Origin of the sequence: Pseudomonas sp. (assembly GCF_049645325.1) — a bacterium.
Taxonomy (GTDB): Bacteria; Pseudomonadota; Gammaproteobacteria; order Pseudomonadales; family Pseudomonadaceae; genus Aquipseudomonas.
Window position 1 is genome coordinate 1 of record NZ_JBARTQ010000129.1, and the last position, 7,539, is coordinate 7,539.

The following is a 7,539-nucleotide window of genomic DNA, read 5'->3' on the forward strand; positions in this document are numbered from 1 at the left end:
GGCTTGCTCGCGAAGGCGGTGTATCACTCAGTAAATATTTGCCTGACACGACGCCTTCGCGAGCAAGCCCGCTCCCACATTGGGGTGTGGCGTCAGGTCAAACTTTTTTCGGGGGCGGGCACATGACTCGCCCCCAACACCGCCGGCAACATCCCCGCACGTAAATCATTGCCGCTCGGCTGCTGATACAGGCTCAAGCCGAATTCCGGCAGCACCGCCAGCAAATAATCAAAGATATCCCCCTGGATCCGCTCGTAATCCGCCCACGCCGTGGTGCGGGTGAAGCAGTAGATTTCCAGCGGCACGCCTTGGGCGGTGGTTTGCATCTGGCGCACCATGCAGGTCATGTTCGGCTGGATGTCCGGGTGGCTTTTCAGGTAGGCCAGGGCATACGCGCGGAAGGTGCCGAGGTTGGTCATGCGGCGGCGGTTGGCCGACAGCTGCGCGCTATTGCCCTGGGCTTCGTTCCAGGCCTTGAGCTCGGATTGTTTGCGCCCGATGTAGTCAGTGAGCAGGTGTACCTGGGTCATGCGCACTTCTTCATCGTCACGCAGGAAACGCACACCGCTGGCGTCGATATACAGGCTGCGCTTGATGCGCCGCCCGCCGGAGGCCTGCATGCCGCGCCAGTTCTTGAACGACTCGGACATCAGGCGCCAGGTAGGGATGGAGACGATAGTCTTGTCGAAATTCTGCACCTTGACCGTGTGCAGCGTGATGTCGACCACGTCGCCGTCGGCGCCGACCTGGGGCATTTCGATCCAGTCGCCGACCCGCAGCATGTCGTTGCTGGTCAACTGCACGCTGGCGACGAACGACAGCAGGGTGTCCTTGTAGACCAACAGGATCACCGCCGACATCGCACCCAAACCCGACAGCAGCAACAGTGGCGACCGGTCGATCAGGGTGGCGACGATGATGATCGCGGCAAACACGAACAGCACCATCTTTGCCAGTTGCACGTAGCCCTTGATTGAACGCGTGCGCGCGTGTTCGGTGCGCGCGTAGATATCGAGCAAGGCATTGAGCAGGGCGCTGACGGCCAGGGTCATGAACAGGATGGTGAATGCCAGCGCCACATTGCCGATAAACAGGGTGGCGGTCTTGCTCAGGTCCGGCACCAGGTACAGGCCGAACTGGATCACCAGGGACGGCGTCATCTGCGCCAGGCGGTGGAAGACTTTGTTGTGCCGCAAGTCATTGAGCCAATGCAGGGCCGGTTGCCGGCCGAGCAATTTGACGGCGTGGAGGATGAGGTAGCGCGCCACCCGTCCGAGCAACAAGGCGACCACCAGCAACACCAGCAAACCCAGGCTGGAATGCAACACCGGGTGTTCATCGAGGGCGCCCCAAAGGTCTTGAATGTTGAGCCAGAGCTGTTTGATATCCATGGGTAAAACCGATTCTTCTGTAAGACAACAGGGGCCGATTAGAGCATTTAAGTGCAACAAAGTTGGCTTGACGGACAAATTCACTCACAAAAAAGCAGCTGATTAGCGCCGTTCGCGTAAAGAAACTCGGTTTGGACGCCCGAAACCGTTACCCTATGCAGCTGATATTTTGTATTTCTTCGAGGTAGCACCCGTGTTTTCCCAATTCGCCCTGCACGAACGCCTGCTCAAAGCCGTGGCCGAGCTTAAATTTGTCGAGCCTACGCCTGTGCAAGCAGCGGCCATCCCGCTCGCGCTCGAAGGGCGTGACCTGCGGGTGACGGCTCAAACCGGGAGTGGCAAGACTGCCGCTTTCGTCCTGCCGATTCTGCACCGCCTGATCGGCCCGGCCAAAGTCCGGGTCAGCATCAAGACCCTGATCCTGCTGCCGACCCGCGAGCTGGCCCAGCAGACCCTGAAGGAAGTGGAGCGCTTTTCGCAGTTCACCTTCATCAAGTCCGGCCTGATCACCGGTGGCGAAGACTTCAAGGTCCAGGCCGCCATGCTGCGCAAGGTGCCGGACATCCTGATCGGCACCCCGGGCCGCATGATCGAGCAACTCAACGCCGGTAACCTTGACCTCAAGGAAGTCGAAGTGCTGGTGCTCGACGAAGCCGACCGCATGCTCGACATGGGTTTTGCCGATGACGTGCAGCGCCTGGTCGCTGAATGTGTCAATCGCCAGCAGACCATGCTGTTCTCCGCCACCACCGGCGGTTCGACCCTGCGCGACATGGTCGCCAAGATCCTGAACAACCCTGAGCACCTGCAGGTCAACAACGTCAGCGACCTGAACGCCACTACGCGTCAGCAGATCGTGACCGCTGACCACAACGTGCACAAAGAGCAGATCCTCAACTGGCTGTTGGCCAACGAGACCTATCAGAAGGCCATCGTGTTCACCAACACCCGCGCTGCAGCCGACCGCATCTACGGTCGCCTGGTGGCTCAGGATTACAAAGCGTTTGTGCTGCACGGCGAGAAAGACCAGAAGGACCGCAAGCTGGCCATCGACCGCCTGAAGGCCGGCGGCGTGAAAATCCTGGTTGCCACCGACGTTGCCGCCCGCGGCCTCGACGTCGATGGCCTGGACATGGTCATCAACTTCGACATGCCCCGCAGCGGCGACGAATACGTGCACCGTATCGGGCGTACCGGGCGAGCCGGCAACGACGGCCTGGCGATTTCGTTGATCTGCCACGGCGACTGGAATCTGATGTCGAGCATCGAGCGCTACCTCAAGCAGTCGTTCGAGCGCCGCACCATCAAGGAAGTCAAAGGCACTTACACCGGGCCGAAGAAGGTCAAGGCGTCGGGCAAGGCTGTTGGCGTGAAGAAGAAAAAAGTCGACGCCAAAGGCGACAAGAAAAAGGCCGGTGCCAAGTCGCCGACCAAGCGCAAGATCGCCAACCGGCCGAAGACCGACAACCTGTCGCTCGTCAGCAAGGACGGCATGGCGCCGCTCAAGCGCCGCAAGCCGGAAGCGCCTGCTGCCGAGTAATGCTGCGCTGACACGAAAAAAAACCGGACGATGTCCGGTTTTTTTATGCCTTCAGTTTTTAGCCTTGGCGGCGGCTTCGTCCAGCTCCTTGAGGCGCTGGTCGATTAGTTGGCACTTGTCCGGAAGATCCGCGCTGGCGGTTTCCAGGTTCATGTGCTGCAACTCATCATTGATTTCCTTGGCTTTGGCCGGGTTCTGCTCGGTGAGTTTAGTCACTTCCTTGGCCAGTTGTTCGCGTTTCGCCGTGGCTTCTTCAGGCGTGCATGCCCACGCGGGCAGGGCGCTGAACAGCGCGGCGGCGATGGCCAGGTTCATCAGGGTTTTCATGGGCGGACCTCCTTGGCAGTGGTGTGCTGTTGAGGGCGCGAACGTCTGGAAAGTTCAGAGAAATGACGCTTGTCTATCCAGCTGAACGGCCAGTGACGTGGCCTGTCACACCTTTTGACGGGCTACTTTTCATCAGCCTGCAGGAGGAATCAGGATGACGACTTACAACTGGGATTTGATCGAACGTCTGCTGCATGAAGTGCAGAACGGCGAAGGCAGCTTTGCCCCACGCAAGTATGCCGAACAGGAAGCCGCCGAGAAGGCCACGGCGGGCGAGCCCACCGGCAACCTGGATGCGTTGAAAAAGACCGCTGCGGATTACGAGGCGCTGTTGTTCAAGCGTGGCTTTATCGAATCACGTCCGGAGGAAGAGGGCGGCAATGGCGAGAACTTCGTCTTGACCGCCCTCGGCGCGCAATTGCTGGCGCTGATCGACAGCTCGATCCCGGGCAATGACCATCCGCGCCAAGTGCTGGATGAACAAGGGGATGCGTTGGACCCGGCGACGTTTGCTGAAGTTGCGTCCAAGGCGCAGATCGCCTGAGGTCATAACACGGCTCTCCCGGGCTAAAGCGTGGCGGCCTTGAGGCATTTCAATGCCTTGAAGTCGCTGCGCACATTGTCGATTTTCTGGGTCAGTTTGACGCGCTGTTGTGCGGTACTCTCGGCTATCAGGTCGACGATCAGGCTGCGCGCGGCGGCCTCGGTACGGGCGTAAGCCGCTTTGTATTCCGGCATCCAGAGGCTTTCCCGATCCACCAGCAGCTGCTGGATTTTCTGCGGGAAGTCGGCGCTTTGGCGGTTCTTCACCGCGTCGATAAACAGCGCCTGCCAATGCGCGCGGTTGCTGATCCACTCCTGATTCTGTTCACCCAAGGCGATTGACCACGCCGTGACGCGGTTTTGCTGGCTGGCGCTCAACGGGCCCATCCAGGCGTCAAGGCGTTTGCTCATGCGCTGCGCGCGTTCCTTGATCTGCTGCTCCAGCGGCGGCTTGAGGTAGTCGTCCTGGCGCTTGCGCAGGTCCTTGGCCAGCGCGTCGTTCATGTCCTTGACTTGCTGATCGTCCAGGCCCTTGAGCAACTCGATCGCTGACGGCGTGATCTCGCGTGCGATGTCGGCAATCGCCTGTTCTGCCTCGGCCGTACGGGTCTGCAGTGCGGCGTCGGTGACCTGGTTGTTCTCGACCATCTGTTGCAAACGGTCCAGCCAATCCAGGTAACCCGGCAGTTGCGTGGTGCAGTGCCAGGCCAGGTGCTCCTTGAGTTTGTCGTTGAACCAGCTCTTTTGCCCGGCGTTCATGTCCAGGTAGTCATTGAGCGTCCAGGGGATGATCACATCAAGGTTGCGGTAGGCCAGCCCCACGCGATTGCAGCCGGCAAGCACCACGCTCAGGGTCAGCAGTACCACCAGTAGTTTGAGCCGACGCAGCATGGGCGAGTCCTTGCGCAGAGGAGGTTAATGCATGTGAACCTGCTGGAGGGGCGACAGTTCAGCCCATCAATAAAACGATCGTGCAGCCTTCAGCGTCAACAGGCCATCGCATTGCGAGTTATGTCCGGAGTAAGCCGAGCAGTCGCCGCCACTCAGGCTGGAGTCGCTGTAGATCAGGTTCAGGTCAACGCCCCTCCACTGCCGGGAGAGTTGCACCGACCAGTCGCTGAAGGTGCTGATAGAGCCGCCTTCGACCGAGACGGGAGAGCCCAACTGATGGGTGGTGTATTTCATGCTGACGCCGATGCCGAACGGCTGTGTACCGCCGAGGTCGGCAAACAGCGTGCTGTCCTGGCGGTCCGGGTCGTTGCTGAACGACGCGCCGAACCGGTTGCCCAGCAGGTTCAGGCCACCGTAGAACTCCTGGCTGTCGAGGGGGCTGAGCTTGGGGTAGCTGTAGTGGATTAATCCTACTTCGTAGCCCAGGGTCTGGTCGAAGGGGTGTTTGAAGCCCATGTAGGAATCGACTTCGAGGTTGCTGGTCGAGGAAAGGCCCATGTTCGGTGAAAACTGGCCGATATACAGGCCGCTGTCATGGCTCAGGTCCAGCCCGCCATGGAAGGAGTCGCTGCCAGGCGATGTAGGTTTGACCAGGCCCTGAGCCATGCTTCGACTCGGCGTGGTACCCAACTTCAGGTCGAAGTCGCCCAATTCGCGCTGAAAGATCTGCGCTTCGGCAAGGGGGCTCGCGGCGAGGGCGGCGACCAGAAAAATGCAGGGTTTAAGCATGCTTCACTCCATGAAAAGCGAGGAGCAGTGATGAAGGAAGTCGGGAGATGCCCGTGCTAGACGTGTGCAAGCATACCGGCGAATGCCAGGAGATGAGGCCCGTTCGTCGATTAACAAGGTGTTGAAGGTGTTGAGAGGGTGTTTCCGGCTCTAGTCCTAGCGCCTTGAAGGCAAGGCGCTTAGGGACCAGGTGTGTCGCGAAGTCTTACTTTTTACCCAGGCTGATCTGCTTGGACGGGCCGAAAGTCTGGCCGCTCACGCCCTTGGCAATTTGCTGGATTTCGCCGCCGGACTTGAGAAAAGCAGCGATCTGGCTGTTGATCGATTCGCTGGTTTCAACGGCGGGAGCTGGCTTTGCTTTGCTGTTGGATGCTTTTACGCGCATGGCGGCCACTAACCTGTAGAAAATTAACTTGGCCAGGCATCGTACAGGAAATACTTGACAATTGCTTGGCAAATATCCCCCGGGAATAAGGGCCGCAGCTATAAATAACCGAAGTTTATCGTCGAAATAAACCTCTAACTGACTGTTTTAACTCGAAACCACAGGCGCAACAGACGCATGCACCCAAGCAGAATTCATTCATCTGATCAGACGAGCGGGGCGGTGCCAGTAAAACGCCACGCAGGGCCTCGATTTCTCAGGCGTGCGCGCGTCGCGAGCGCAACTCGGGTAGAATGCCGCCCACGCAATGAGGGTATTGGAAATGGCTTTAGTCGGGCGCTACAACAGCTTGCAAGTGGTGAAACACACTAACTTTGGTTTGTACCTGGACGGTGCGCAAGATGGCGAAATCCTCTTGCCTAATCGGTATATCCCAAAAGATATTCCCAGCGAGGATGAAGACTGGCTTAACGTTTTCATTTATCTGGACAGCGATGACAAACTGATCGCCACGACTGAAAAACCGAAAGTTCAAGTCGGCGAATTTGCCAGTTTGAAAGTCGTCGAAGTCAACAGCATCGGCGTGTTCCTCGACTGGGGCTTGCCGAAAGATCTGTTGCTGCCGTATTCCGAAGAAAAACGCCAGATGACCGCCGGTGAATACTGCGTGGTGCATGTCTACCTCGACAAGCACACCAAGCGCATCACCGCCACCGCGCGCCTGGATCGTTACCTGGACAAGACGCCGGCCAGCTACCAGGTTGGCCAGGAAGTCGACCTGCTGGTGGCTGAAGCCACGGACATGGGCTTCAAGGCGATCATCAACAACAAGCACTGGGGCCTGATTCACAAGAATGAAGTGTTCAAGTTCCTGCGCCCGGGCAAAGAAGAAAAAGGCTTCATCAAAGAGATTCGCGCCGATGGCAACATCAGCCTGAGCCTGCAGCCGGTCGGCCAGGAAGCGGCGTCCAGCCTCAACTCGAAGATCCTCGCCAAGTTGCGCGAAAACAACGGCTCCCTGCCGGTCAGCGATAAAAGCGACCCGGCGGTGATCAGCAACTTGTTCGGCGTCAGCAAGGGCAACTTCAAAAAAGCCATTGGCGCGCTCTACAAGCAGGGCCAGATTGTGATTCACGCGGATCGCATTGAACTAAGCTGACTGCCGTTGGCTCTTCCGTAGGCGCCAATCGGCGTCTACGGAGGTTGTCTTAATGCCCAGAAAAATCATCTTCGCCTACCTCGGCACCTTGCTTGCCTTTCTGGTGCTCGACGGCCTCTGGCTCGGCGTCTTTATGGGCCCGACCTACAAGGGCCTGCTCGGCCCGCTGATGCTTGATCAGCCGCGCCTGTTGCCCGCCGTGCTGTTTTATCTCCTGTATGTCACCGGTTGTGTGGTGTTCGTGGTGCTGCCCAGCGGCAGTTGGCAGCGTGCGGCACGCCTTGGCGCGTTGTTGGGGCTGGTGGCTTATGGCACCTATGACCTGAGCAATTGGGCCACGTTGCAGGGCTGGTCCGCAGGCTTGGCGCTGATGGACATGGCCTGGGGCACGGTCCTCAGTGCCGTTTGCTGCACCGTCGGTTACCTGTGTGCACATCGGGTGCACCAATGATTGTGTACAGGATTTCTGTGCACCGTTGCTGAGCGCAGTCCGCGTATCCAAGCTGTCGTAAAC

9 protein-coding genes are annotated in these 7,539 nt (G+C 58.7%); 4 read left to right on the forward strand and 5 right to left on the reverse strand.

Translation table 11 applies throughout. From position 1 onward, the window contains the following. Positions 1–92 precede the first annotated feature (92 nt). Entirely contained in the window at positions 93–1,391 is a 1,299-nt protein-coding gene (locus tag WBB95_RS05675; RefSeq protein ID WP_424486665.1) for a mechanosensitive ion channel family protein, read from the reverse strand. A gap of 193 nt (positions 1,392–1,584) precedes the next feature. Between WBB95_RS05675 and WBB95_RS05680 the strand changes: the two genes are divergently transcribed. After that, a complete protein-coding gene (locus WBB95_RS05680) occupies positions 1,585–2,931 on the forward strand; it encodes a DEAD/DEAH box helicase (protein ID WP_094950258.1) in 1,347 nt (448 codons plus the stop codon). A 51-nt stretch (positions 2,932–2,982) separates the two neighbouring features. On the opposite strand, the gene WBB95_RS05685 is transcribed toward WBB95_RS05680, so the two are convergent. Further along, entirely contained in the window at positions 2,983–3,258 is a 276-nt protein-coding gene (locus WBB95_RS05685) for a hypothetical protein (protein ID WP_424486666.1), read from the reverse strand. A gap of 154 nt (positions 3,259–3,412) precedes the next feature. On the opposite strand from WBB95_RS05685, the gene WBB95_RS05690 reads away from it, so the two are divergent. Beyond that, complete coding sequence (locus tag WBB95_RS05690; protein WP_424486667.1) at positions 3,413–3,802, forward strand: transcriptional regulator; 390 nt, start codon at positions 3,413–3,415, stop codon at positions 3,800–3,802. A gap of 23 nt (positions 3,803–3,825) precedes the next feature. On the opposite strand, the gene WBB95_RS05695 is transcribed toward WBB95_RS05690, so the two are convergent. From WBB95_RS05695 to WBB95_RS05705, 3 genes are all read right to left on the reverse strand, one after another. Beyond that, on the reverse strand, positions 3,826–4,692 hold the full coding sequence (locus WBB95_RS05695) for a DUF6279 family lipoprotein (protein WP_424486668.1): 867 nt from the start codon (positions 4,690–4,692) through the stop codon (positions 3,826–3,828). 66 nt (positions 4,693–4,758) lie between these two features. Beyond that, on the reverse strand, positions 4,759–5,481 hold the full coding sequence (locus tag WBB95_RS05700; protein WP_424486669.1) for a TorF family putative porin: 723 nt from the start codon (positions 5,479–5,481) through the stop codon (positions 4,759–4,761). Between the two features lie 205 nt (positions 5,482–5,686). Continuing rightward, complete coding sequence (locus WBB95_RS05705) at positions 5,687–5,866, reverse strand: hypothetical protein (RefSeq protein WP_003193095.1); 180 nt, start codon at positions 5,864–5,866, stop codon at positions 5,687–5,689. A gap of 322 nt (positions 5,867–6,188) precedes the next feature. Between WBB95_RS05705 and WBB95_RS05710 the strand changes: the two genes are divergently transcribed. Further along, positions 6,189–7,025, forward strand: coding sequence for a CvfB family protein (locus tag WBB95_RS05710; RefSeq protein WP_424486670.1), 837 nt, complete (start codon positions 6,189–6,191; stop codon positions 7,023–7,025). Positions 7,026–7,077: 52 nt separating this feature from the next. Continuing rightward, positions 7,078–7,476, forward strand: a complete 399-nt coding sequence (locus WBB95_RS05715; RefSeq protein WP_424486671.1) for a DUF2177 family protein — start codon at positions 7,078–7,080, stop codon at positions 7,474–7,476. Positions 7,477–7,539: the final 63 nt, after the last annotated feature.